24 protein-coding genes and 1 other RNA gene are annotated in these 23,568 nt (G+C 40.5%); 5 read left to right on the top strand and 20 right to left on the bottom strand.

Annotation, left to right across the window (positions count from 1 at the left end; translation table 11 throughout):
* Positions 1 to 3: 3 nt before the first annotated feature.
* Complete coding sequence (locus L5B90_RS10185) at positions 4 to 1,512, bottom strand: CoA-acylating methylmalonate-semialdehyde dehydrogenase (protein WP_250350996.1); 1,509 nt, start codon at positions 1,510 to 1,512, stop codon at positions 4 to 6.
* 242 nt (positions 1,513 to 1,754) lie between these two features.
* Between L5B90_RS10185 and iolB the strand changes: the two genes are divergently transcribed.
* Positions 1,755 to 2,588, top strand: a complete 834-nt coding sequence (iolB, locus tag L5B90_RS10180) for a 5-deoxy-glucuronate isomerase (RefSeq protein ID WP_250363636.1) — start codon at positions 1,755 to 1,757, stop codon at positions 2,586 to 2,588.
* Between the two features lie 208 nt (positions 2,589 to 2,796).
* Entirely contained in the window at positions 2,797 to 4,260 is a 1,464-nt protein-coding gene (locus L5B90_RS10175; RefSeq protein WP_250350994.1) for a catalase, read from the top strand.
* A 335-nt stretch (positions 4,261 to 4,595) separates the two neighbouring features.
* On the opposite strand, the gene L5B90_RS10170 is transcribed toward L5B90_RS10175, so the two are convergent.
* The 4 genes from L5B90_RS10170 to L5B90_RS10155 are packed head-to-tail and all read right to left on the bottom strand — an operon-like array spanning position 4,596 to position 8,862.
* Entirely contained in the window at positions 4,596 to 5,765 is a 1,170-nt protein-coding gene (locus L5B90_RS10170; RefSeq protein WP_265762874.1) for an FAD-dependent monooxygenase, read from the bottom strand.
* Entirely contained in the window at positions 5,762 to 6,973 is a 1,212-nt protein-coding gene (gene ubiH, locus L5B90_RS10165; RefSeq protein WP_265762873.1) for a 2-octaprenyl-6-methoxyphenyl hydroxylase, read from the bottom strand. Before ubiH ends, L5B90_RS10170 begins: the two co-directional genes overlap by 4 nt.
* Positions 6,974 to 6,991: 18 nt before the next feature.
* Positions 6,992 to 8,305, bottom strand: coding sequence for a Xaa-Pro aminopeptidase (pepP, locus tag L5B90_RS10160; protein WP_265762872.1), 1,314 nt, complete (start codon positions 8,303 to 8,305; stop codon positions 6,992 to 6,994).
* A gap of 11 nt (positions 8,306 to 8,316) precedes the next feature.
* Positions 8,317 to 8,862 carry a UPF0149 family protein gene (locus L5B90_RS10155; protein WP_265762980.1) on the bottom strand — a complete coding sequence of 182 codons (546 nt, stop codon included), beginning with the start codon at positions 8,860 to 8,862 and terminating at the stop codon, positions 8,317 to 8,319.
* A gap of 144 nt (positions 8,863 to 9,006) precedes the next feature.
* Here L5B90_RS10155 and L5B90_RS10150 point away from each other — a divergent pair, with 144 nt between their 5' ends.
* The 3 genes from L5B90_RS10150 to L5B90_RS10140 all read left to right on the top strand — a co-directional run bounded on the left by L5B90_RS10150 (position 9,007) and on the right by L5B90_RS10140 (position 10,177).
* Complete coding sequence (locus L5B90_RS10150; protein WP_250350990.1) at positions 9,007 to 9,309, top strand: cell division protein ZapA; 303 nt, start codon at positions 9,007 to 9,009, stop codon at positions 9,307 to 9,309.
* An 85-nt stretch (positions 9,310 to 9,394) separates the two neighbouring features.
* Positions 9,395 to 9,591, top strand: a non-coding RNA gene (gene ssrS, locus L5B90_RS10145) — 6S RNA.
* Positions 9,592 to 9,601: 10 nt separating this feature from the next.
* Complete coding sequence (locus tag L5B90_RS10140; RefSeq protein ID WP_265762871.1) at positions 9,602 to 10,177, top strand: 5-formyltetrahydrofolate cyclo-ligase; 576 nt, start codon at positions 9,602 to 9,604, stop codon at positions 10,175 to 10,177.
* Positions 10,178 to 10,299: 122 nt separating this feature from the next.
* Here L5B90_RS10140 and L5B90_RS10135 read toward each other — a convergent pair whose 3' ends face one another.
* The 15 genes from L5B90_RS10135 to L5B90_RS10070 all read right to left on the bottom strand — a co-directional run bounded on the left by L5B90_RS10135 (position 10,300) and on the right by L5B90_RS10070 (position 23,444).
* Positions 10,300 to 10,776, bottom strand: coding sequence for a low molecular weight protein-tyrosine-phosphatase (locus L5B90_RS10135; RefSeq protein WP_265762870.1), 477 nt, complete (start codon positions 10,774 to 10,776; stop codon positions 10,300 to 10,302).
* Positions 10,776 to 12,107, bottom strand: coding sequence for a 30S ribosomal protein S12 methylthiotransferase RimO (gene rimO, locus L5B90_RS10130; RefSeq protein ID WP_265762868.1), 1,332 nt, complete (start codon positions 12,105 to 12,107; stop codon positions 10,776 to 10,778). Before rimO ends, L5B90_RS10135 begins: the two co-directional genes overlap by 1 nt.
* 186 nt (positions 12,108 to 12,293) lie before the next feature.
* Positions 12,294 to 13,586 (bottom strand): C4-dicarboxylate transporter DcuC, encoded by a 1,293-nt coding sequence (gene dcuC / locus L5B90_RS10125; RefSeq protein WP_250363628.1) that lies wholly within the window; start codon positions 13,584 to 13,586, stop codon positions 12,294 to 12,296.
* A gap of 10 nt (positions 13,587 to 13,596) precedes the next feature.
* Positions 13,597 to 14,316, bottom strand: coding sequence for a dipeptidase PepE (pepE, locus tag L5B90_RS10120; protein WP_250363627.1), 720 nt, complete (start codon positions 14,314 to 14,316; stop codon positions 13,597 to 13,599).
* 174 nt (positions 14,317 to 14,490) lie between these two features.
* The gene (gene slyD, locus L5B90_RS10115) at positions 14,491 to 15,099 is read right to left on the bottom strand and encodes a peptidylprolyl isomerase (protein ID WP_250363626.1); all 609 of its coding nucleotides are present in this window, start codon (positions 15,097 to 15,099) and stop codon (positions 14,491 to 14,493) included.
* 60 nt (positions 15,100 to 15,159) lie between these two features.
* Positions 15,160 to 15,858: an SIMPL domain-containing protein gene (locus L5B90_RS10110; RefSeq protein ID WP_265762867.1), complete on the bottom strand. Its 699-nt coding sequence runs from the start codon at positions 15,856 to 15,858 to the stop codon at positions 15,160 to 15,162.
* Positions 15,859 to 16,007: 149 nt separating this feature from the next.
* A complete protein-coding gene (rraB, locus tag L5B90_RS10105) occupies positions 16,008 to 16,421 on the bottom strand; it encodes a ribonuclease E inhibitor RraB (RefSeq protein WP_265762866.1) in 414 nt (137 codons plus the stop codon).
* A 115-nt stretch (positions 16,422 to 16,536) separates the two neighbouring features.
* A complete protein-coding gene (gene mscL, locus L5B90_RS10100; protein ID WP_265762865.1) occupies positions 16,537 to 16,935 on the bottom strand; it encodes a large-conductance mechanosensitive channel protein MscL in 399 nt (132 codons plus the stop codon).
* An 88-nt stretch (positions 16,936 to 17,023) separates the two neighbouring features.
* A complete protein-coding gene (gene trkA / locus L5B90_RS10095) occupies positions 17,024 to 18,400 on the bottom strand; it encodes a Trk system potassium transporter TrkA (protein WP_265762863.1) in 1,377 nt (458 codons plus the stop codon).
* Positions 18,336 to 18,551 carry an IS3 family transposase gene (locus tag L5B90_RS11650; RefSeq protein WP_395896871.1) on the bottom strand — a complete coding sequence of 72 codons (216 nt, stop codon included), beginning with the start codon at positions 18,549 to 18,551 and terminating at the stop codon, positions 18,336 to 18,338. The genes trkA and L5B90_RS11650 overlap by 65 nt, the downstream gene beginning before the upstream one ends.
* Positions 18,552 to 19,235: 684 nt before the next feature.
* On the bottom strand, positions 19,236 to 19,535 hold the full coding sequence (gene fis, locus L5B90_RS10090; protein WP_103855173.1) for a DNA-binding transcriptional regulator Fis: 300 nt from the start codon (positions 19,533 to 19,535) through the stop codon (positions 19,236 to 19,238).
* Positions 19,516 to 20,514, bottom strand: coding sequence for a tRNA dihydrouridine synthase DusB (dusB, locus tag L5B90_RS10085; RefSeq protein ID WP_265762862.1), 999 nt, complete (start codon positions 20,512 to 20,514; stop codon positions 19,516 to 19,518). Before dusB ends, fis begins: the two co-directional genes overlap by 20 nt.
* Before the next feature lie 222 nt (positions 20,515 to 20,736).
* Positions 20,737 to 21,618, bottom strand: a complete 882-nt coding sequence (prmA, locus tag L5B90_RS10080; RefSeq protein ID WP_265762861.1) for a 50S ribosomal protein L11 methyltransferase — start codon at positions 21,616 to 21,618, stop codon at positions 20,737 to 20,739.
* A gap of 138 nt (positions 21,619 to 21,756) precedes the next feature.
* Positions 21,757 to 23,181 carry a sodium/pantothenate symporter gene (panF, locus tag L5B90_RS10075; protein WP_265762860.1) on the bottom strand — a complete coding sequence of 475 codons (1,425 nt, stop codon included), beginning with the start codon at positions 23,179 to 23,181 and terminating at the stop codon, positions 21,757 to 21,759.
* Positions 23,181 to 23,444 carry a YhdT family protein gene (locus L5B90_RS10070; protein WP_265762858.1) on the bottom strand — a complete coding sequence of 88 codons (264 nt, stop codon included), beginning with the start codon at positions 23,442 to 23,444 and terminating at the stop codon, positions 23,181 to 23,183. The genes panF and L5B90_RS10070 overlap by 1 nt, the downstream gene beginning before the upstream one ends.
* Positions 23,445 to 23,568: the final 124 nt, after the last annotated feature.

The raw sequence follows: 23,568 nt of genomic DNA, 5'->3' as shown, positions 1-23,568 counted from the left end.
TTATTATAAGGTTGGCATACTAAATGCTGCTTGAGAGTCCATATTTTGTTCTGGCCAACGTGTCGTCACAGTTTTCATCTTAGTATAGAAACGCACGCCATCTGGACCATATACATTTAATGCGCCAAAAGCTGAACCTTTCCAACCACCAAAACAATGGAACGCCATCGGAACTGGAATTGGGATATTCACTCCAATCATTCCAGCTTGAACACGATATGAGAATTCTCGGGCCGCTGCACCGCTATTGGTGAAAATAGCAGCGCCATTACCAAACTGGTGATCATTGATTAAACGCATTGCATCTTCAAAGTTTTTCGCTCGAACAATACCTAGCACAGGGCCAAAAATTTCTTCTTTGTAAATAACCATATTCTCAGTAACGTGATCGAATAATGTACCTCCAATAAAGAAACCATCTTCATAACCTGCTGGTTTTTTATTACGTCCATCTACGACTAAAGTAGCACCTTCTTCCACACCTTTATCAATGTATTTCGTTACATTGTTGAGATGTTGCTGTGTAATAAGGGGGCCAAAATCCATTTCTTTTTCGCCCTCTGTTGGAATACCTGGTCCATAGCGTAAGGCTTCTACTTTTGGTTTGAGTGCTGCCACTAATTTATCCGCAGTGTCATCGTCAATGGTTACTGCAATTGGTAGTGCCATACAGCGTTCACCAGCCGCACCAAAAGCGGCGCCTAGTAAGGCATCTGCAGTAGCATTAATATCCACATCAGGCATCACTAAACCGTGATTTTTCGCAGCGCCAAGTGCTTGTACACGTTTACCGTGTTCAGAACCCACTTTATGGACATATTCTGCCGCTGTTGTCGAGCCAACAAAACTCACTGCTTTAACACGTGGATCTCGCAATAAAATTTCATTATCGTGGCGATCTCCGTGAACGACATTAAACACACCATCTGGCAAGCCTGCTTCTTTTAATAATTCAGCAAGACGAATAGAAAGTGAAGGATCAGTTTTCGCAGGTTTCAAAATAAAGGTATTACCACAAGCTAATGCCACGGGAAACATCCACATTGGCACCATTGCAGGAAAGTTAAATGGGGTAATACCAATACAAACGCCTAAAGGTTGCATTGTGGAATGAATATCAATACCTCGTCCTGCTTGCTCTGAAAACTCACCTTTTAGTAAATGTGGGATACCACAGGCAAATTCGACGACTTCTAAACCACGAGTTAATTCACCACAAGAATCAGAATAAACTTTACCATGCTCTTCAGTAATTAAACGAGCTAGAGAATCCCAATCACGCTGTAATAGTTCTTTAAACTTAAATAACACTCTCGCTCGACGTAGTGGTGAAGTCGCTGCCCATTCAGGGAAAGCTTTTTGTGCCACCTCAACAGCCTCCAATACTTCTGCTTCCGTACTCATATGCACTTGTCGAATTTGTTTTCCTGTTGCAGGGTTAAAAATTGGCCATACTTTTTCGCCCTTACTTTCAACCTGTTTTCCATTAATAAAGTTTAAAACGGTTTCCATTCTTTGCTCCTTAATCTAAAAGTGAAATGAATGATTCATCTGATTATGCTTGGCACAAAGTCAAGTGAGAATTAGATTAGAATAATGAAACAAATTTTTCAATTCATCTTGCGTGAAAGTGAAATAATTATTTCATTTTTGTGATCTACGTTGGATATTTGACAATTTTTTCTAACAGTATTTCACCATCTGATCTATGATTTGGGCAAAATCTACCTAATAGTCTAAGATGAGAGGTTAATATGAGCTATCTATTATCAAAATCAGCCAAACAAAATCCTGCGCCTAATGGTCTAGTACAAAAAATAACACCTAAGAGTGCTAATTGGGAATATGTTGGGTTTGAATGTTATCATCTGCAACCTAAGCAAAGTTTGAGCTTTGATACAGAAAATACTGAAGTATGTTTTGTAGTTTTAGCGGGGAAATGCACGATTTCGACAGCAGGACAAGTCTTTAAACATATTGGTAAGCGCCAATCCCCTTTCGAGCGTATTCCACCTTATTCTCTTTATGTCCCTCATCATCATCAAGTTGAAATCGAAGCTGAAAGTTATTTAGAATTAGCCGTTTGCCGCGCACCAAGTGAAGGTAATTTATCTGTACGTTTAATCACACCTGAAGACGTTGGTGTTGAGCAACGAGGATTTGGTAATAATAAACGCCTTGTGCATAATATTTTGCCAGAAACGGAATCCGCTGATGCCTTATTAGTTGTAGAAGTATTTACCGACGAGGGAAACACGAGTTCATTTCCGAGCCATAAACACGATCAAAAAGATAGTGAAGCCGAAACTTACCTAGAAGAAACCTATTACCACCGTTTTGAACCAGCTCAAGGATTTTGTTTGCAACGAGTTTATACTGATGATCGTAGCTTAGATGAATGTATGGCTGTTTATGATGGCGATGTTGTGCAAGTTCCAAAAGGTTATCATCCTGTTGCGACCATTGCGGGTTATAACAATTATTATCTCAATGTTATGGCAGGCCCTGTTCGTAAATGGCGGTTTACTTGGGAAACAGATCACCAATGGATCAATAGCCAGGAATATGCAGATAAATTTTCTAAATAGAAAAGATATCTTCTTGAAACTAAGTGTAGTGTAAATTTGGGAAGCAGATCAAAATTTACCATTTTTACACCGCACTTTTGTTTAGCTCTATTTTTAACACCTCTTTATCCCTATTAAATCAATAAAAATTATCGTTTAGCCAAATTTGCCTCAATACTGCTATGATTTGGGGAAATTAATCTCCTATATCACTCACTAAGGAAAAAAAATGACTGACAATTCAATCAAAAAATGCCCAGTTACCCATTTAACGACAGACTTTGGGGCGCCAGTGGTGGATAACCAAAATAGTTTAACGGCAGGACCACGTGGTCCACTTTTAGCTCAAGATATATGGTTACAAGAAAAATTGGCGAACTTCGTACGTGAAGTGATCCCAGAACGTCGTATGCACGCCAAAGGTTCTGGCGCATTCGGTACATTCACGGTCACCCACGATATTACTCAATATACCCGTGCAAAAATTTTTAGTGAAATTGGTAAGAAAACTGAAATGTTTGCACGCTTCACAACCGTAGCGGGTGAGCGTGGGGCGGCAGATGCAGAACGTGATATTCGTGGTTTTGCGCTGAAATTTTATACCGAAGAAGGAAATTGGGATATGGTAGGCAACAATACGCCTGTCTTCTTCTTACGCGATCCGCGCAAATTCCCAGATCTGAATAAAGCAGTAAAACGCGATCCTCGTACTAATATGCGTTCAGCAACGTATAACTGGGATTTCTGGACATTGTTACCAGAAGCACTTCATCAAGTCACCATTGTTATGAGCGATCGAGGTATCCCTGCCAGCTATCGCCATATGCACGGTTATGGTTCACACACTTATAGCTTTATTAATGCTGAAAATGAGCGCTTTTGGGTGAAATTCCACTTCCGCACACAGCAGGGCATTAAAAATCTTACTGATGCCGAAGCGGAAGCCATTATCGGTAAAGATCGAGAAAGCCACCAACGCGATTTATATGAAGCGATTGAGCGTGGTGATTTTCCAAAATGGACAATGTTTGTACAAATTATGCCAGAGCAAGATGCGGAAAAAGTGCCTTATCACCCTTTTGATCTTACCAAAGTATGGCCTAAAAAAGATTATCCATTAATTGAGGTGGGGGAATTTGAACTTAATCGTAATCCAGAAAACTTCTTTTTAGATGTAGAACAATCGGCGTTTGCACCAAGTAATTTAGTGCCGGGAATTAGTGTATCACCAGACCGTATGCTACAAGCTCGTTTATTCAACTATGCCGATGCACAACGTTATCGTTTAGGGGTAAACTATCAGCAAATCCCTGTTAATCGTGCGCGTTGTCCAGTACATAGCAACCATCGTGATGGGCAAGGACGTGTAGATGCAAACTATGGTAGTTTGCCACATTATGAACCAAATAGCTTTAGTCAATGGCAAGAGCAACCACAATACAAAGAACCGCCGTTGAAAATCACAGGGGATGCAGACTTTTGGAATTATCGTGAAGATGATGCAGATTACTTCAGCCAACCACGTGCATTGTTCCAATTAATGACTGCCGAACAAAAACAAGTGCTATTTGAAAACACTGCACGTGCCTTAGGTGATGCGCCAGATTTCATCAAACAGCGTCATATCGACAACTGCACCAAGTGTGATCCAGCCTATGGCGCAGGCATTAAGAAAGCATTAGGTTGGGCATAATCCCTCATCAATAAAAGCAACCTTGCTCACTCTGCTCCTAGAAGTTGAAAAAATAATCAATGCTAGGAGCAGTGATCTGATCCCAAAAAGTTCCCATTCTTCTTGAAAGAATGGGATTTTCAGTTTAACTTTTAGACAGCAAAAGACCAACTTAAAACGTTGTGGAAATGGTGTAGGATTTAGGGCTTATCTGGTATAGCCCCTAACGTTTTGTATGTTTGCTTATATTTTCTATAACGTTGGTACTTATTTCTTCCACTTATTAATCATCATTCTCTTAAAGGAACAATCTAGTGGTCATATTGGAAAAGAAACAAGAATGAACATTTTTGAAATCAAATCCCTAATCCTTGACGAATAAGCTGTTCTTTTAATAATCCAAACTGATTTGTGGCGCGAAGGCCGATACCGCGGGCGAGTTTTTTTAGTGGATTGTTGCCGGCAAAGAGATCTTTTAAGCCTTGCATTGCGATGAGCATTTTTACTGCTTCTGTTTTACGTGTACGTTCGTAATAACGCAGGTTGCGATATTCACCGATGTCTAAACCTAATGCAACGTGTTTTTCAATTTCTTGGGCAAGCAGTAACGCATCTTGCAAGCCTAGGTTTACCCCTTGTCCTGCCAGTGGATGAATGGTGTGAGCCGCATCGCCAATTAAAGCGATACGCGGCTGCGCGAAGTTGCGTGCATAGCGCGCGGTGAGTGGAATCGCTTGGCGTTCGCTTTGGAGTTCGCATAGCCCAAGTTGATTATCAAAAGCAATGCTTAGTTGTTTGTTGAATTGTGCAGGATCGCAATCACGAAGTTGTTTAGCTTGCTCTGGCGGAAGTGACCACACAATAGAACAGAGATTTTCTTGATGTAATGGTAAGAATGCCAAAATACTGTCGGGGGCAAAAATTTGTCTTGCGCAATGTTGGTGTGACTCTGCGGTTTTGACGTTGCAGACCAACGCATATTGCCCGTAATCACGGAAAATAAGCGGAATATTGGCTTTTTGCCGCAGCCAAGAATTTGCTCCATCTGCGCCCACAACTAATTTTCCCACTAACATTTGCCCATCAGTTAAGGTAAGAATCGCGCTGCTTTCGTTAATACCGATATTCTGAGCCGTCTCGGTGAAAATCTCAATATTCTCTTGTGCGTCCACTTGTTGCCAAAGGCTATGCTGAATGATCGGATTTTCCACAATATGCCCAAGGTGAGAAATACCTAACCCTTTGGTATCAAATTCAATTTTGGCAAAGCTATCTTTTTCCCACACAGACATTTTATCGTAAGCCGTTGCGCGCGTCGTTTGAATGGTTTGCCACGCATTGAGTTCTTGCAGAAAATGCTCACTGGCAAGGTTCAAGGCGCTCACACGATAAGCGATATGCGTGGAAGAAAAATGCGGCGGATGAGATTCGATTAGGGCGATGCGCATTGCGGTATGTTTTAATTTGGCGGCAAGTGCCAGCCCCACCATTCCACCACCGATAATAATGAGATCAAAATTTTTCATTGTGCTAACCACCCTAATGTCGGTTTGATAAAGTGTTGTTTGAGTAAATGAGATTGCGCCATTGCCATTAGCCCCAAATTTCGTCCAATTTGTAATGGCAATAATGTATTGGCAAAGAGCGAAACCAAGCCGTCCGTTAAGTTGATTAACTGCGTTTGATCCGCTTGGCGTGCTTTTTCATATTGCTTTAATAAGGCGTATGTGCCGAGATCTTGCCCTTGCATAAAGGCTTGGCTTAATAACTTGGCAAGGCAAATGACATCACGCATCCCCAGATTAAAGCCTTGTCCCGCAATGGGATGCAAGGTTTGTGCAGCATTACCGATCAGCGCAGTGCGGTGATGAATATGCTGGCTGGCTTGATATAACGCCAAAGGATACGCAAAACGCTTGCCGCATTGCTGCAATTTGCCGAGCCGCCAGCCGAAGTGTTGTTGCAAACGAGCAAGAAAGGCGTCGTCCGTTAGCCCCATTAAATATTGAGGATCTTTTACGCACCAGACTAAGGACATCAAATTATCTGTCATCGGTAATAATGCAAGCGGACCTTCCGCAGTGAAACGTTCAAACGCACGCTTTTGATGAGGCTGTTGCACTTGAAGATTGGTGATAATCGCCGTTTGTTGATAATCACGCACCTTGTTGATGGCAATGTTGGCTGATTTTGCCACCAAAGATTGAGTGCCATCCGCGCCGATAATAAGCTGACAAGATAAAGTGCGGTGGTTTTTTAGCGAAATTTTCACCCGCTCTTTATCAAACTGAATTTGTGCAATATCCATCGGGGAAAAATAATCAATGTTGTCATAGTGTTTGATTGCCGCAAGCAATATTTCGCCTATCGGCTGCAATGCAACCACTGCACCCAGTTGTTTTAACTGAAATTCATCGGCGTGAAATTCCACTAAGCCACTGTGTCCTTTATCAGAAACGTGAATATGCTCAATAGGGCAGGCAAGGGGAGACATTTGTTGCCATAATGATTGCGTATTAGGTAAAGTGAGCCAAGCAAGTTGTTGGCAAGTTCCCGCTGAAAGGGCAATGCAACGCGCATCAAAACCGCTTTGCTGATGCTGTTGCGGGGCTTGTTTTTCTAGTAACGCAATGCGCATTGTGCCTTGTGTTTGCGCACTTAAGGCTAAAGCGAGGGTGCAACCTGCCATTGCGCCGCCTACGATAATCACATCATAATGCTCAATTTGTTCCATTTCTGCCCCATTTTAATTTTACGCGTTCTGTGCCATCACTTGTTCGATTTCATCAATTTCTTTTGGTACGGCACTGGTTAGCACTTTGTTGCCATATTCTGTGATCACAATATCATCTTCAATACGAACGCCAATGCCTTTATATTGCTCAGGCACATCCGCATTAGTTGGAATATACAAACCGGGTTCCACCGTTAGCACCATACCTACTTCTAATGGTCGATCGCGTAATTTGCTGTCTGTTTTAAGGCTATAACGCCCCACATCGTGGACATCAATACCAAGCCAATGACCTAAACCGTGCATATAAAAGGCTTTGTAGGCTTCCTCTGCAATCAGTTGTTCCACCTCGCCTTGCAAAATACCCAAACGTACCAAGCCTTCCACTTTAATGCGGATAACATCTTGATTCACTTGCTGAATATTATTGCCTGCCACCAAAGATTTTATGGCGTGTTTTTGTGCATTTAGCACGATTTCATAAATATCTCGCTGGGCTTGGCTGAATTTGCCATTAACGGGATAAGTACGCGTAATATCGCCAGCATAGTAGGCAAATTCACAGCCTGCATCGACTAGCACTAATTCGCCCTCTTTCAAAGGCTGATCATTTTCATTGTAATGCAGAATACAAGCGTTATCGCCTCCAGCAACAATACAGTTAAAAGAAGGGAAACGTGCGCCAAAACGGTTAAATTCGTGTAGCAATTCCCCTTCAATTTCAAACTCTAAGCGGTTTGGACGCGTTTGTTTCATTGCGCGTAAATGCCCAAGGGCGCTAATTTGCCCTGCTTGTTGTAATAAGGCAATTTCATTCGCTGATTTGATTAAACGCATTTCATCTACATAGTCTGCCCAATTCAAAACTTGCGAAAATTGCACCGCACTTTCTTTAAGCCGCTGATTACCCCAAGGCTGAGAGGCGGGGTTATGGTAAAGTGCGGTGAAATTTTTGCTGATTTTTTGCCATTGTGGCACAAAATCTTCAATACAATAGGCTTCGTCTAGGTTTAATTTAGCCGCGGCACTTTCCACGCCCAAGCGACGTCCGTTCCACGTTTCCATTAGAGGATCAGAAGGACGTAAAAACAATAGGGTGCGAGCGCGTTGTGCCGTTTTGGCTAATACCAAAATCGCATCAGGTTCATTAAAGCCGGTGAAATACCAAAAATAGCTGTCTTGGCGGAAGGGATAATGGTTGTCGTTGTTACGCACCTGTTCTTGTGCCGAGAAAATAATGGCTAAGGAATTATCCGCCATTTGTGCCAGCAATTTTTCACGCCGTTGGACAAATTCGTTGGCAGGGATTTGGGCTAAATAAGCAAGATCCATCGTCTTTCTCCTTAGTGTAATACGGTTTTTGGTTGAGCCTGATAAGGGCGATAATGGGCATAAAGCACCGCCACTAAGGTGCGGACATATTCCACCACTTGTTCTAAGGATTCCGCCAGTTCTTCAGGATCGTCGTCTTCTTCATAAGCTAACACTGCAATATGTTGCAGATCATCTAACGCTTCACCAATTTCCCCCGTTTCTTTATCCATTTGAGCTTGCACTAGCCCTAAACCGAGCAAAAAGTGGCTTGTCCATTCTGAAAGGGCATCAATTTCGTTAAACACATCGCCGTTTTCTGGCAAGAAAAGTTGAAAATTGAAGCTATCAATATCTTCTAGGTGATGCTGAATATCGTGGTAAAGTGCCGATATGTCTTTTAATAAAGCGGTAGGGTAGGCCTCACCATTATTGGTAAATTCATTCATAAAAATGGGCCATTTTTGCTCACTTGCCGCACCACAAATTAAGCCAGTAAGCAAGCCGTGTAATTCGGCAGCAGTAACAGGAATGGTGGCTTGGCGGAGTTTTTGGGCTAATTCGTCATAAGAGAGAATATCAGACATAATTTTTTCCTTTTGCTAAAGATAGGCGTAGTTTAGCACTGTTAGATTAAGCTAACCACAATCAGGCGGATTTTTATGACGAAAAATATTTGCTATGGCATAATAGCAAAAAATTTATTTTCACTGAGGATAAGTATGTCATCGCAAAGCATTGAATTATCTGTATTAGGACAGGTGTTACGTTTAAATTGTCAAGAAGATCAACACGATGCCTTACGCCAAGCTGCTCGCGCATTAGATCAACGAGTATCTGAAATGAAGGAACGCACAGGGATATTGCAATTAGAGAAAGTGCTTTCTATCGTGGCATTAAACCTAAGTTATGAACTTATCCAACAGCAGCAAGTTACGCAGAAAATTGAACAAGTCGTTAGCACACAAATCAGACAACTGGATAATTCTTTAGAAGGCATTTTGGCACAAAAAACCAATACTTGATGAAATAATATGATCTTAACCAAGAATTGGAAAAATTAAGCTAGTCAATACGACTAAATTGCGTTAGTATTACCACAAATTTAAAGATTACCTGAGATGTTCGCCAGTGGGTTACGTCCCTGAGCCGATACTTAACATCTTATGAATTGGTTTCCTATTGTTGGTGTGCAAGCTTACCTTGGCGCAAGCCCTGATGTAAGAAGCCTAAAAATGATAATGACTGATTCCCTTGAACCGTAGGGTTCAAGGACCGACCATCCACAACGGCATCTCGGGTTCTTCCGTCAATGCAATGAACCTTACAACCTGCAATCAACAGCGTCAAATTATTCGCCAACACATTCGTCAATTAAGACAATCTCTTAGCCCTGCTCAACAAAGCCTTGCTGAACAAAATATTACCCAACAAGCGCTTGATTTTATTACGCAAAAACAGGCTAAACATATTGGATTATACCTTTCTTTTGACGGAGAAATCTCAACCAAACTGCTTATTCAAAAATTGTGGCAACAAAATCTCTCTGTTTATCTCCCCGTGTTACATCCTTTTGCAGCGAATCATTTGTTATTTCTCCGCTATCAATCAGATAGTCCATTACAAAAAAACAAATTTGGTATTTTAGAACCTAGATTAGATGTACGAAATGTGCTTCCAACCAATGCACTTGATATTCTTTTCACCCCACTTGTTGCCTTTGATAAACAAGGCAACCGTCTTGGAATGGGCGGTGGATTTTATGACAGAACATTACAAAACTGGCAACAAAAAAACTTCCTTCCTATCGGCTTAGCTCACCAATGCCAACAAGTGGACGCATTACCCATAGAAAGTTGGGATATCCCCTTGTTTGGGGTGTTTGTGGGGTAAAAAGCAACCTACCTTTAAAATAAACCATCAATAAATTTCTCCATATCAAGAGAAATCTATAACAAAAAGAAAAGCTGATAGCCATAACCTATCAGCTTTTATCAACAAAAGTGCGGTGGTTTTTAACAAGATTTTTCTTTACGAATGTGTGCTAACAAGGCATCACAACATTGATCTAATAATTCGTAAGTTTGGGTAAAATTCTTGGTATACCAAGGATCAGGGATATGATCGATACCTAAATCAGGACAAAGCTGCGTGATTTGAAATAATTTTTCAGGGTGATGTCCAAATAATTTTTCTAAATCGGCTAAATTTTGGTTATCCATAGCAATAATATAATCAAAATCTTGCCAATCTTTTAACCGCACTTTTCGGCTAGTAAAACCTTTATTATCAATATGATGTAATTCAAGGGTTTCTGCTGTACCGCAGTGCATATCCTCGCCATCGTGCCAGCCAGATGTGCCAGCACTATCACTCATCATTTTATTGGCTAAGCCTGCTTGTTTCACTTTTTCACGGAAAAGATATTCCGCCATTGGGGAACGGCAAATGTTCCCCAAACAGACAAATAACACGTTCACTGGCGCTGCCATTAGCAGGTTCCCCATAAATCATATTCATCGGCTTGTGTGATCGTTACGTTAATCACTTGCCCTACGTTCACAGCTTGGTGAGATAAGTTATCTACATACACCACGCCATCAATTTCTGGGGCATCCGCCATTGAGCGTCCGATAATCCCTTCTTCATCTATTTCGTCCACAATGACAGGCAGGGTTTTGCCAATTTTTTGCTGTAAGCGTTGTGCTGAAATAGCTTGTTGCACTTGCATAAAACGGTGGAAACGCGCTTCTTTCACGTCTTCTGGTACTTGATCTGGCATATCTGTGGCTGGCGCACCTTCAACAGGGCTAAATTTGAAACAGCCAACTCGATCAAGCTGGGCTTCCTGTAAGAAATCTAATAGTTGTTGAAAATCTTCCTCCGTTTCACCCGGGAAGCCAACAATAAAAGTGGAACGTAAGGTTAATTCAGGGCAAATTTCACGCCATTTTTTTATACGTTCTAACGTGCGATCAATAGACCCCGGACGCTTCATTGCTTTCAAAATTTTTGGGCTTGCGTGTTGTAATGGAATATCTAAATAAGGCAAGATTTTGCCTTGCGCCATAAGTGGAATTAAATTATCCACGTGCGGATAAGGATATACATAATGCAAACGCACCCAAATGCCTAAGGTCGCCAACTGCTCACACAGGCTGATCAGATTATTTTTGATTGGCTTACCATTCCAGAAAACCGTTTTATTTTGATTTTCTTTACCCTGATCCAAGGCATACGCTGAAGTATCTTGCGACACGATAAGTAGCTCTTTCACCCCAGCATCAGCAAGGCGTTTGGCTTCATCTAAGACTTGCGTAATCGGACGGCTATCTAAATCACCGCGCATTGAAGGGATAATACAGAAAGTACAACGATGATCACAGCCTTCTGAAATTTTCAAATAGGCATAATGTTTTGGGGTTAATTTTACCCCTTGCGCTGGCACAAGACTGATATAAGGGTTATGTGCGGGTTTTGGTACATATTTATGCACTTGTGTCATCACTGCCTCATAACTATGTGGGCCAGTTACTTCTAATACCTTTGGATGTACTTCACGGATACGATCTTCTTTTGCCCCCAAACAGCCTGTAACAATCACTTTACCATTTTCTTCTAACGCTTCACCAATGGCTTCTAACGACTCTTGCACCGCGCTGTCAATAAATCCGCAGGTGTTAACGATCACTAAATCGGCATTTTCATAACTTGGAATAATGTTATACCCATCAGAACGCAGCTCCGTCAAAATACGTTCTGAATCCACTAAATTTTTAGGACAACCTAAACTAATAAAACCAATATTTGGTGCTGAACTCATAAAATAATCTCAATAATCACTCAAAACGGTGCATTGTACAAAATTCGTATGCAAAAGGCGATAAGTGAGGGGAAATTTACAGAAAAAAGCACCGCACTTTATGCGAAGAAAGTCAGATGGCTTTTTTAGACTGAAGGAATAATAAAGTGCGGTGGGAATATGTTAAATTTTCCCACCGTGAAAAAATTAAAGCATAAATAATGCCAAGAATAGTACAGCAAGCACCATTCCTAAACCTGTACGTTTAACAATATCCACTGGGCTAACCATCGCTAATCCTGCACAAACAATCGTTACGCCTGCGATTGGCGAGGCAGTGCGTCCAATAGCCCCGGTAATAGCGGCCGCCATACCAAGGTTTAAGTGTGTGTAGCCTAATTCGACTGCGTGTGGTGTTACTGCTGTGTTAAAGGCGATTGCTGCCGCATCGCCAGAACCTGTGAGTAAGCCCATTAAGAATGGACCAATCGTTGCCCCCCAACGGACAAATTCGTTTGAATGCTTAAGAAATTCAATGGCGCTGTCAATGGCACCAGTCGATTTTAGCCCTGCCACAAAAACACTCGCTGAAATAATAATGCCTAACACATTTGCATAAGCGCTCCCCATTCCATTAAAAAATTCTTCTGTAATTTTAGCTGGAGAAATACGTGTAACGAGAATGGCATAAATTGCCCCAATTAACATTGCTTGCGGTACTCCCATTTTCGTCCAAGCAAGTGCCGGGATTTCTTGTAAAGTGGTTCCACCAATTACTAAAATCACCAATGGTAATAAAGGTGCAATGGCAAAGAAAATGTTTGATTTTTGGAAAGATTGTTCAGATTCTTTAGCTTCTGCTAAATAGGCTTGGCGATGTTCTTCGCCATAATCTTTTAGCATTAATGCGACTAAAGTTAGCGAAACCGCTGCAATCGCACCAGCGATAATCGTATAAGGTGCATGAGATAAATTGACTTGCGTAATCGTTAAATTTGACATTTCGGCAATCATTGCAGAATGAGAAGAGCCGGGACTCATCATTGAACCAAATGTGCCAGCCAAAATGGCTGCCCCAGCCGTAGCAGGTCGCACACCTGCACTTTTTAACACGGGGATTAATGTTGCGCCAACGGCGGCAGCGCAACCGGCTGCTGAAGGAATCGCAATATTAATAAAAAAAGTAATCATTGTGGCAAAAGGAATTAAGAAAAATCTTAGTCCTGATAAGGGTCGAGTCATTAAATGCACAAGATGTGTATCACATTTTGTGTATTTCATCACATAAGCAAAGCCCATACTGGAACAGATTGCCATAATTAATCCACTGCTGGTCATTGATTTAGCAAAGGCATCGAACGCCCCCATTGGGTTGAGCGTTAATAAAGACATTAATAAGCCTAAACCAATTAATACGGTACGCGTTTCATATTTTTTTACCAATAAATAAACTGCAACAACAACGCCCAAAATTGCCACGAAAGATTTAAGTTCAAGCATATTATTCTCCTTAATAATTAAAAATCGATCCAGCGAGGTAAGACTGACAAGCCCCATTTTTGCTCAATTTTAACACCGCACTTTGTTGTGCTTGACTAATATCTAGTACACTTGCTTGTTGCCCCTGAATATGCAATGCCGTGCCTTCAGGTAATGCGTAAACCTGTGATTCAGGATTAATCATTAAAAACTCCGCTAAACGCTCTTCACGACTTTCACCATTATGTCCTGCTATTTTACCTGAAATAAAGTGTGGATTAATTTGGTGAGGAAATAGATTTAAAGCATCAAAGGAAGGGGGATAAAGAATTGGCATATCATTGGTTGTCATAATACTTTTACCAGCCACATTGGCACCAGCGCTCCAACCAAAATAAGGTGTGCCTTGTTGTACTTTTTGACGAATGGCATCTAATAAATGATGTTCATACAACCCATTAAGCAGGCAGAACGTGTTACCGCCACCAATTGCGATCACATCAGCTTGTTCGATAATATCAAGGTGTGTTTTTCCTCGATGAACAGAAATAATATCCATCTCTAATTCAGCAAATGCTTGTTTTACTCCATTTTCATATTCATCATAGCTACGGCTGACACCAGCATAAGGGACAAATCCAATGGTTTTTCCTCGGTATTCAGAAAGAAAAGTTTTCAGCCACGGCATACAATGTACCAAATAACCTGTATCTTTATATTTTGATCCACTCATTAATAACATCTTTTTCATGTTTTTCTCCTTATAAAAGTGTTCAATTAATACCTAATATTAGGTGATTCGTATTTCTCTATTATGCGTAGTCAGAATAAAAAAGAAATAAAATCAAGAATGAAAAATAAGATTTCTTGCGAAAGATCATAAAAAAACCACGCGATTTGCGTGGTTCAACATAATTCTCTAGCCTTAATGCTTACAGCCGCCATTTCCGCAGCAACCTTCACCATCGTGATGATGGTGGTGATCGTGGTTATGATGATGGTGATGACCGCCACAACCACAGCCGTGCCCTTCTTCATCGCTATCACCGTGTCCACCACAGCAACCGCCCTCTTGGTGGATATGACCATGAGCGATTTCCTCTAAGGTTGCTTCACGTGTTGCAACTACTTCTACATCAAATAATAATTCTTGTCCTGCGAGCATATGATTACCATCGACAACCACATCATTCTCACTTACTTCCGTGATCACAACAGGTAATGGTCCTACATCGGTATCGGCGATAAAGCGCATTCCTGCGACAAGCTCATCGACACCAACAAACACATCTTTTGGTACACGTTGAACAAGATTTTCATTATATTCCCCGTAACCTTCCTCTGGTTTTACGCGAACTTCAAATTTATCACCAACAGATTTACCTTCTAGGGCTTTCTCTAAGCCAATGACTAAATTATTATGCCCTTGTAAATATTCTAAAGGCTGATTGACTGGAGCTTCATCGACTAATACTCCATCTTCAGTACGAACTTGGTAAGCAATGCTCACCACCACATTTTTTGCAACTTTCATTGATAACCTCGTTGGCTTGTTAAAATTGCCTCATTGTATAAGAAATGGGGCTGGCTGTCATTATTCCTGAACTAGCTGAATTTTTGCCTCAATGCTTGCTCTTACGTTAGCTTTGCCGTTGCCTAATTGCACCTCATCATTCGACATTGAACTTGCCATTTTCGCCATAGCATAAGGGCGAGCCACAAAGCGTCCGCTTTCCATTGGAGTGCGGATATTTAATTCCACAATTTTATAGCCTTTTGCACCAAGTGATTGTTGAATTAAGTTTGCCTTGCGGTTTAATTGTTCAAGCGCCTGTTTTGTCATTTCGTCTTCAACTCGATTAATTGCAGCAGAAGACACTTGAGAGTTTACATATTCAATTGCCAAAATACCATTAAGTTTCGTCATTGCATTAGATAAGGCTTCATTATTTTTACTTTGCAACACTAACTGGGCGCGCGCAATCCAGCCATTTTGTTTGCCATCACTGTTATAACGGACTTGTGTACTACGTGAATTATCACTTAATTCAACGTCCGGATAGGATTTTAATATCTCAAAGGCTTGATTAATTTTATTGCTCACTTCTTTATTCGCCAACGCAAGATCTTTGTTTTCCGCTTGGGTAAACAAGGTGGCTTGGAGTAAATCATGCGAAAGTTCTTTTTCAACATCAACAGAAAAACTCACTATATTATAAGTATTCTCTGCAGCATAGGTAGATAACGATAATGGTAATGCCATTAAGGCAAAAGTAAGTTGTTTTAAACGCATAAAATTCCTTATAAATTAATTGATTTATTGCTATATCGACAGAAAAAAATGAAAATAGTTCCGAAGATAAAAAAATCTATAAAAAAGCACCGCACTTATATTTTGCTGAAAATAAAGTGCGGTGTGATTTTTAAAAATTTTGCGCAATCTTATTCTTCATCATCAAAAAATTCACCATCTTCGCCATATTCATCGTCTTCAGCATTAGGATCTTCAAAATATGTTCCCCAGCCGTCATAAATGCCATTGAATTTAGCGATAAGTGGAAATAATTCTTTTTGTTGTGCATCAATTAATTCAGCCTTTAATTCAATTTCGCTAATAGCATCAAAGGAATAAAAGATCTTGCCAGTTTCTTCCTCTTCCCACTCTTCTGCATCAGACACTTCATAGCCAGCCTTAAATACATCAACAGCAATTTTTTCTAATTGTTCAAAATCATTATGAGAAATATGATGCTCAATAATATAAAGTGCTTCAGGATCGCTACCGTCCTTGAGTAAATTCTGAATAATTTCACGCGTTTCTGTTTGTGCATTTTCAATATGTGGAATGGTAGTCATTGAATTTCTCCTTTTGTGTGTAAAGTAAATATATGCCCTTATTTTACTACGTTATCCAAATTTAGGATAAAAAAAATCTTCCTATTTATAAGGAAGATTTTTTCTATTCAGCGAATTATTTTTTTAATAAATCACGGATTTCAGTTAATAATTTTTCTTCACTTGAAGGCTCAGCAGGTGCTGCTTCTGGCTCTTCTGCTGGTTTCTTCATTTTGTTCATTCCTTTCACAACTAAGAAAATTGCAAATGCAATGATCACGAAGTCAACAATATTTTGTACGAATACACCGTAGTTTAACGTTACTGCTGGCACATCACCTACCGCTTCTTTCAATACAAGGTGTAAATCTTTGAAATCTACGCCGCCTGTGAATAAACCTAAAACTGGCATAATCACATCAGCGACAAATGAACTTACGATTTTACCAAATGCACCACCGATAACTACACCGACAGCCATATCCACCACATTTCCACGCATTGCAAATTCGCGGAATTCTTTCATAAAACTCATAAAATACTCCTAAATAAAGGCTGAAAGGATTAATCAGCGGCGGCTATTATATGAACTAAAAACAATAAGTACAGCACTTTTTTCATTTTTAGATAAAAAATGCACTAGGTTGGAATAATTTTTCTACATCTGGAATATATTTTTTATCACTCACATATACCACAATGCGATCATTTTCTTCAATCACTAACCCTTTTCTCGCAACCATTACATCTTCACCACGTAATATTGCGCCAATAATCACGCCTGTAGGAAGTTTAATTTCAGATATTTTTCGTCCTATTATGTGAGAAGAATTTGCTTCGCCATGAACAACAATTTCTAAAGCCTCGGCAATACCGTGTCGCAAAGATACAACATTACCCACATCACCTTTACGAATATGGCCTAACAGCGCAGAAATCGTGGCTTGTTGAGGAGAAACGACAATATCTAACGTGCCTCCCTGCAATAAGTTAATGTATGCCATTCGCTGAATCAACACCATTGCCTTTTTCGCCCCCAAGCGCTTGGCAAGTAAGGCTGCCATAATATTTGCCTCATCATCACTGGTGAGCGAAAGGAAAACATCAATATTTTCAATATGTTCTTCAAATAGTAAGGATTGATCTGAGGCATCACCGCAAAAAACCAAGGTTTTTGATAAACGCTCAGCTAAAGCAGTAGCTCGCTCAGGATTACGTTCAATCAATTTAACGGAACATTGTTCTTCCAAACGTTTTGCAACCCCACTTCCAACATTCCCACCACCAATAATCATAATGCGTTTATAAGGTTTTTCTAGACGCTGTAATTCACTCATAATGGCTTTAATATGAATCGTATCGCAAATAAACGTTACTTCATCCCCCGCTTCAATAATGGTTGAGCCTTGTGGGCGAATCACTTTATCCTGTCGCAAAATAGACACGACACGGCAATCAATATGTGGCAAATGTTCTTTTAACATTGATAGGGCATATCCTACCAATGGCCCCCCATAATAGGCTTTCACCACCACGATACTAATCCGCCCTTCGGCAAAATGAGAAACTTGTAGCGCCCCCGGATAGTCAATCAAGCGAACGATTTCATCAGTCACTAATTTTTCAGGAGAAATAATATGATCGATCGGGATAACATCCGATTGAAATAATTTATTTTTTTCACGTAAATAGTCTGTACTCCGAATACGTGCAATTTTCGTTGGTGTATTAAACAAAGTATAAGCCACTTGGCACGCAATCATATTGGTTTCGTCTGAATTAGTTACTGCCACGACTAAATCTGCATCCGCCGCGCCTGCCTCGCGCAAGACTCTTGGTGATGAGGCAATCCCATTCACGACACGCAAGTCGTGCTTATCTTGTAACGCAAGTAAACGTTCTGCTTCATTATCGACAAGCGTAATATCGTTATCTTCACTGACCAAATTGGCTGCCAATGTTGTCCCTACCTGCCCTGCGCCTAAAATAATGATTTTCATTGTTGTGATCTCTGTATTGCACTAAGTTCAAGTTATTTAATGCGGATTTAATCCATTGCTTGTTATAATAGCGAATATACTCGTGTAGCGCTACCTCCATCTCTGACACATTGGCAAAGCAATTCAGGTAAAAACATTCGAACTTCACCATACTAAAAACTCTCTACCATCTTATTATACCAATTCCCCTTATGGCTTATGCTATGAACCGACTTTAAGGGATTTTTCACTACGAGTATTTCGTGCCACACTGCTACCTGATAGTGCCAACCTTAGTCGCTATGAATCAGTGTGCAAGAGAAACGAATTTATAACGCTTCCTTGAATATCTTCAATACGAAACCCCAAATAGTTAAAAGGTATGGTGAGACAGATTTGTCATCTTCAGTAATATGGAAAAGGAGATTGCTTCCTTCGTTCTCGAACGATGGTGTATTTTTCCGCTTGAGCTTGATACTTCTGAGTTCAAAGAACTTTTTTAAATAGATATTCTTCTGGTAAGAGTATTCAATCTCTTGTAAAAAAGGTTTTTTATCGGCTTTGACAGGCGGTTTGGTTTGAGGAATCACATCTTATTTCTCCGATTAGGCTAGCGAATAAGCCAATCAATATCACTTTTCTAATGCGTTACAACTAAACCACAATTTAGCGAAAGTAAGAGAGACTGTAATAGTTTGTCACCTGATTTATATCTTGAGCAGAGGCTAATGAAATCGTGAGTAGTTTAAATTCTGTTGAACAATGTTTTGCCATAAAAAATCTGCTCCTTAATTATTGGATGTGGTCCAACTTTTGGGGAGCAGATCAGTGTCATTTTATTTAAAACCTGAAATTATCAGCCCATACCGTATTTTTTTAATTTTTTACGTAATGTACCACGGTTGATACCTAACATTGTAGCGGCACGAGTTTGATTACCACGGGTATATTGCATAATCATATCAAGCATAGGGTGTTCAACCTCTGACAACACTAACTCATAAAGATCGTCCACATCTTGACCATCTAATTGTGCTAAATAATTTCTAATTGCTTGTTTCACAGAATCACGAAGTGGTTTATTTGTTACTTGTGATTGTGAGTTTAATACTGAAACAGTAAGTGCTTCGGCTGGATTACGTTGTTGTTCTAACATTGTTGTTCTTATCCAATAAAATCAAATTAAAAAATTCTTTCAATGCTGTTATTTGCTCTTTTGCATTCGTAATGGCATTAAAAGTCTGTCTAAAACTGGAATTAGGTTGAATTCCCTGTAAATACCAAGCAACGTGCTTGCGTGCAATGCGATACCCCTTTTCTTCACCATAAAACTGATGAAGTGCCTGAATATGTTGCAAAATAACACCGCACTTTTCTTCTAAGCTTGGTTCTGAAGTTATTGAGCTGTTTTCTATTAAATCTGCCACAGACTGAAATAGCCAAGGCTGACCTAATGCACCACGCCCAATCATTATTGCATCAGCGCCTGTGTAATTGAGTACATCTTGGGCTTTTTGTGCTGATGTAATATCGCCATTGGCAATCACGGGGATGGAAACCTGTTGTTTCACCGCTTTAATGTTGTCGTATTCCGCTTCGCCTTCAAATAAACATTCACGCGTACGCCCGTGAATAGTTAGTGCTTGAATGCCAGCTTGTTCGGCAATTTTAGCGATTTCCACACAGTTTCGATTTTGTCGATCCCAGCCTGTTCTAATTTTTAGTGTTACAGGCACGTCCACAGCACGAACCACGGCTTCAAGAATCTGTTGGACTAAATCAGGATATTGCAAAAGCGCAGAACCTGCCAATTTACGATTCACCTTCTTTGCTGGACAGCCCATATTGATGTCAATAATTTCTGCCCCATAGCCCACATTCACTTGTGCAGCTTGTGCCATTTCCTGCGGATCAGATCCCGCAATTTGCACGGCGTTGATGCCGACATCTTGATGATACGCAAGACGTTGTTTCGATTTTTCTGTATGCCAGACACGAGGATTACTTGCCATCATTTCTGAAAACGTTAATCCTGCCCCATAATTCGCACAAAGGCGTCTAAAAGGTTGGTCAGTAATACCTGCCATCGGTGCAAGCAAAATACGGTTTTTTAATTGATAATGACCAATTCGCATTGTTGCCTTCCTTTAACACATTACTACCTTTGACATACAACTCATCGCCCGCCCCTACGGGCAAGGCGTGCTATGATACGCACTTTTGCCCCATTTGCAAAGCATAATTTTTATACAAAATTCATTTTTTTATGATTGTGTGAATTTTATGCAATGTAAATGATTTTAGTCAAAAAAAATTCATCTTATGCTTGACAAAAGGAGAGGCATTTTTAGATTTTGCTATTTGTTTTTCCCCGTAATTCTGCACCATTCTTCACGGATTGCCACTGGCTCTAGGATAAATTGATTTTCGTAAGCTTGGCAAACTGATTGGGCTTGCGTTTCTAAAATGCCCGATAAACCAAGTAAACCTTGTGGTTTGACTAATTGAGTGATAGTCGGCGCAAGTTCTTTTAATGGACCCGCCAAAATGTTAGCGACAACAACATCAGCTTGCAAATCAGCTGGCGCATCTTTAGCCAAAAAGAGTTGTAGGCGGTCGCTCACGCCATTTTGTTCTGCATTATTGCGACTGGCTAAAATCGCTTGTGGGTCAATATCAATACCAATCGCATTTTTCGCCCCTAATTTTAGGGCGGCAATGGCTAAAATCCCGGAACCGCAGCCAAAATCAATGACGGTTTTATTGCTTAAATCTAAGCTATCTAGCCATTCTAAGCAAAGCGCCGTCGTTGGGTGCGTGCCTGTTCCAAAGGCTAGTCCCGGATCAAGCATAACATTTACCGCATTTTGATCGGGAACGTCTCGCCAGCTTGGGCAAATCCATAAACGTTTACCAAACTGCATTGGGTGGAAATTGTCCATCCATTCACGTTCCCAATCTTTATCTTCAATTTGTTCGATTTTATAGGCAGTTTCTTTACTTAAATGCCCCGCACTTTTGAGTAAAGCAACAATCTGTTGCATATCGGTTTCGGCATCAAATAAGGCGATCACATCGGTGTTCCCCCACAAACGCGTTTCACCGGGAAGTGGTTCAAAAATCGGGGTATCTTGGCTATCCATAAAGGTTACCGAAACTGAACCAATTTCTTCTAAATAATCACTAATTGTTTCCGCTTGTTGATTGGTACTATTAATGCGGATTTGAACCCAAGCCATAATTTTTCCTTACTAAAATAAAAAGGTTAATAAATAAGAGCCGTTTAAATTGGAAATCAAATAAGATAGCTCGCGGCGTACTATTCAGCGCGTATGCGGCGAGCCTATCCGGTATTATTGTCAACTCAAATGACGATATTATTGAGATTTTTCACCAAACTTGTTACCGATCAGAAAAGCGATTAAGCCAAATAATAAAGACGGCACAATGGCGTGAAAATCAAATAGTTTAATACTTGCGGCGGTTAAGCCTACATAAGTGGTTAAGCCCACTACCATTGAGCAAATTGCACCAACGGCATTGGCTTTCTGCCAATATAATCCCAACACGATCACCCATAAAAAAGCGGCTTCCAAACCACCAAAGGCGAAAAGGTTTAACCAAATAATCATTTTTGGCGGATTTAACGCCGCCAAGATCAAAAGTGCGGTTAAAATTAACGTAATAATTGAAGAAAACCAGCTAATCTTTTTTTGATTTTGTGCCATTTCAGGCTTGGTGCTGAGATATAAATCCTTAACAAAAATAGATGAGGATTGAATGAGCTGCGCATCAATCGTGGACATAATGGCAGACATTGGTGCAGCAAGGAAAATACCCGCGACAATTGGCGGAAGCACTTGTAACATTAACGTTGGGATCACCTGATCTGGCACGTCTAACGCGGGTAAAATTGCACGTCCTAAGGCGCCAGAAAGGTGCATACCCAACATCACTAACGCTAAAACAATCGTGCCAATTAACATTCCATTGTGCAAAGCTTTACTGTCTTTAAACGCCATACAACGCACCGCCGTATGAGGCAAACCGACTACGCCAAAACATACCAAAACCCAGAAAGAGGCCATAAATTGAAAGCCTAACATCTCATTTGGCCCATAAGGACTGGTTAAGTGCGGGTCAATTTCATTGAGTTTTTGCACCGCACTTTCAATTCCCCCAGCAGCATAGATCGTTGCCCCAAGTAAAATAATCGTGCCAAGAATCATTACCGTTCCTTGAATAGTATCCGTCAGTACCACCGCACGAAATCCACCAATAAAGGTATAAAGCCCCACTGTAACGGCAAAAATCAGTAACGCATTGGTATAACTAATGCCAATAGTGGTTTCCAGCAAGCGCGCACCGCCAATAAATTGCACGGTCATTGCGGCAAAGAAAGCAATTAATAATGCAATACAAGAAATCCAGACTAAATATTTATTTTTATAACGATAAAGTAATAAGTCATTGATTGTTAAGGCTTTACTTTCACGAGAAAGTAAGGCGAACTTTTTCCCCAACGCACCAAGCGCCAGCCATACTGCGGGTACTTGAATCATTGCCAGCAATACCCAACCTAGACCAAATTTATACGCCGCGCCCGGCCCTCCGACAAAAGAGCTGGCGCTGGCATAGGTGGATGCGGTGGTCATCGCAAGTACAAAGCCTGTCATAGAGCGGTTGCCAACATAATATTCAGTTAAGAAATCGCCTTTAGAACGTTTCGTATAAGCATAAATTGCTGCACCAAACACAAAAGCAAGGTAAATACCTAAAGGGAAAATAATACCGAGATTCATTATTCAACATCCTTGTTTTCGAGTTTAATATTTTCTAAATCAATCTCTTGATACACAATTTTTATCACCCAATAAGCCACCACGATAAATAGCACTGGCAAATAAATACAAGCTAATTCAAACCAGAGTGGAAAACCGAGCGGTCCTTTAGAATCCTTGGGTAAATAAGCACATAAACACCAACCCACGACATAAAGCAAGGTCAGCCCAAACGCCCAACGCGCTTCTTTTGTGGCTTGCTGATAACGAGAATGTTGTTTCATCGCTTTTGTTGTTCTCCTAATTTGTTATGTTTATCGCTAAATTTTCATACGGCAACACACGAGCAAAATTTCAGACGAATTGAGTTATTTGCTCAGTGCCTAATCTTAGCAAAATATATTGACA

Source organism: Avibacterium sp. 20-129 (assembly GCF_026226845.1).
Lineage (GTDB): Bacteria > Pseudomonadota > Gammaproteobacteria > Enterobacterales > Pasteurellaceae > Avibacterium.
Note: the sequence above shows the minus strand (reverse complement) of the source record. Positions and strands in the feature narration are given on the sequence as shown.

Excerpts from the sequence above, each read along its gene's own strand:
- fis (WP_103855173.1), bottom strand. The coding sequence starts at position 19,535 with ATGTTAGAACAACAACGTAATCCAGCCGAAGCACTTACTGTTTCAGTA.
- L5B90_RS10070 (WP_265762858.1), bottom strand. The coding sequence starts at position 23,444 with ATGAAACAACATTCTCGTTATCAGCAAGCCACAAAAGAAGCGCGTTGG.
- L5B90_RS11650 (WP_395896871.1), bottom strand. The coding sequence starts at position 18,551 with ATGGTGAAGTTCGAATGTTTTTACCTGAATTGCTTTGCCAATGTGTCA.
- pepP (WP_265762872.1), bottom strand. The coding sequence starts at position 8,305 with ATGGATCTTGCTTATTTAGCCCAAATCCCTGCCAACGAATTTGTCCAA.
- L5B90_RS10140 (WP_265762871.1), top strand. The coding sequence starts at position 9,602 with ATGAACCTTACAACCTGCAATCAACAGCGTCAAATTATTCGCCAACAC.
- rimO (WP_265762868.1), bottom strand. The coding sequence starts at position 12,107 with ATGAGTTCAGCACCAAATATTGGTTTTATTAGTTTAGGTTGTCCTAAA.
- pepE (WP_250363627.1), bottom strand. The coding sequence starts at position 14,316 with ATGAAAAAGATGTTATTAATGAGTGGATCAAAATATAAAGATACAGGT.
- L5B90_RS10185 (WP_250350996.1), bottom strand. The coding sequence starts at position 1,512 with ATGGAAACCGTTTTAAACTTTATTAATGGAAAACAGGTTGAAAGTAAG.
- L5B90_RS10170 (WP_265762874.1), bottom strand. The coding sequence starts at position 5,765 with ATGAAAAATTTTGATCTCATTATTATCGGTGGTGGAATGGTGGGGCTG.
- mscL (WP_265762865.1), bottom strand. The coding sequence starts at position 16,935 with ATGAGTTTTATGAAAGAATTCCGCGAATTTGCAATGCGTGGAAATGTG.
- L5B90_RS10110 (WP_265762867.1), bottom strand. The coding sequence starts at position 15,858 with ATGCGTTTAAAACAACTTACTTTTGCCTTAATGGCATTACCATTATCG.
- ubiH (WP_265762873.1), bottom strand. The coding sequence starts at position 6,973 with ATGGAACAAATTGAGCATTATGATGTGATTATCGTAGGCGGCGCAATG.
- panF (WP_265762860.1), bottom strand. The coding sequence starts at position 23,181 with ATGAATCTCGGTATTATTTTCCCTTTAGGTATTTACCTTGCTTTTGTG.
- L5B90_RS10175 (WP_250350994.1), top strand. The coding sequence starts at position 2,797 with ATGACTGACAATTCAATCAAAAAATGCCCAGTTACCCATTTAACGACA.
- trkA (WP_265762863.1), bottom strand. The coding sequence starts at position 18,400 with ATGAAAATCATTATTTTAGGCGCAGGGCAGGTAGGGACAACATTGGCA.
- slyD (WP_250363626.1), bottom strand. The coding sequence starts at position 15,099 with ATGAAAGTTGCAAAAAATGTGGTGGTGAGCATTGCTTACCAAGTTCGT.
- dusB (WP_265762862.1), bottom strand. The coding sequence starts at position 20,514 with ATGCGAATTGGTCATTATCAATTAAAAAACCGTATTTTGCTTGCACCG.
- prmA (WP_265762861.1), bottom strand. The coding sequence starts at position 21,618 with ATGGCTTGGGTTCAAATCCGCATTAATAGTACCAATCAACAAGCGGAA.
- iolB (WP_250363636.1), top strand. The coding sequence starts at position 1,755 with ATGAGCTATCTATTATCAAAATCAGCCAAACAAAATCCTGCGCCTAAT.
- rraB (WP_265762866.1), bottom strand. The coding sequence starts at position 16,421 with ATGACTACCATTCCACATATTGAAAATGCACAAACAGAAACGCGTGAA.
- L5B90_RS10150 (WP_250350990.1), top strand. The coding sequence starts at position 9,007 with ATGTCATCGCAAAGCATTGAATTATCTGTATTAGGACAGGTGTTACGT.
- L5B90_RS10135 (WP_265762870.1), bottom strand. The coding sequence starts at position 10,776 with ATGGCAGCGCCAGTGAACGTGTTATTTGTCTGTTTGGGGAACATTTGC.
- dcuC (WP_250363628.1), bottom strand. The coding sequence starts at position 13,586 with ATGCTTGAACTTAAATCTTTCGTGGCAATTTTGGGCGTTGTTGTTGCA.